General features: G+C 45.7%; 1 protein-coding gene. It reads right to left on the bottom strand.

Annotated features, from left to right (window positions below; all coding sequences use genetic code 11):
• Positions 1-215: 215 nt before the first annotated feature.
• A partial coding sequence (locus A3729_RS33710; protein ID WP_068634590.1) for a hypothetical protein occupies positions 216-717 on the bottom strand: 502 nt, incomplete at its 5' end.

Below are 717 nucleotides of genomic sequence, written 5' to 3'. Positions count from 1 at the left end.
GGTTATCCCCTGCGCTCATTATATAGTTGAGAGAGAAGTTCGGCATACGGCGCTTGGTTTTCGCGGCAGCCTTTCTCTTTTCCCCATACGGCGCTGTTGGGTCAGACAAGACCTCACCGCCAGGCAAACTATAAGTTTGTTTGGCGGACAGCGACAATGAAGCGCTTAAGCATAAGCCAAACACTAATACTAAAGAGCTCTTGTAAATTGTAGTTTTAAACACCGATCCAGTCCTCTTCCAGGCTCAGAGTACTGAGCTGAACTTTTATCGTCGCATTAGGGTACCGATCAACTTTATAACTCAGCATTCTCCAGTAAAAGCCGCTCAAGCTTTCTAATTGCTGTAAATATTCAACCGTCTGGAAATAAGTTCCTCGCAATTCCATTTCAAAGCCATGCGTAAATATAACCGCCTGAGGCTCTGCAGAAATGGCGCTATCATTAGTCTTATCTGATTCGTCTGTGGTACTCCCCAAACTCACGTTCAAGGGCTCTACCGGTAGATTTTTGGCACTTAGCAAGCTCAAGCCTTTGTAGTCAGATAAGACCTTTTTCATAAGGTTTGCCATATCTTCAGGCGCAACCAGGTTACTCATACGCTGCCCTATCTTTAAACGTAAGCCCTGCAGGCGCTCTTTTAATTGTTCTTGCTCTTGCCTTAGTGCTGCATTCGGGTCGTGAGCCAAAGCTGAAGTCAGCTCACTGAGCCGATTACTT

Source organism: Oleiphilus sp. HI0043 (genome assembly GCF_001634935.1).
Note: the sequence above shows the minus strand (reverse complement) of the source record. Positions and strands in the feature narration are given on the sequence as shown.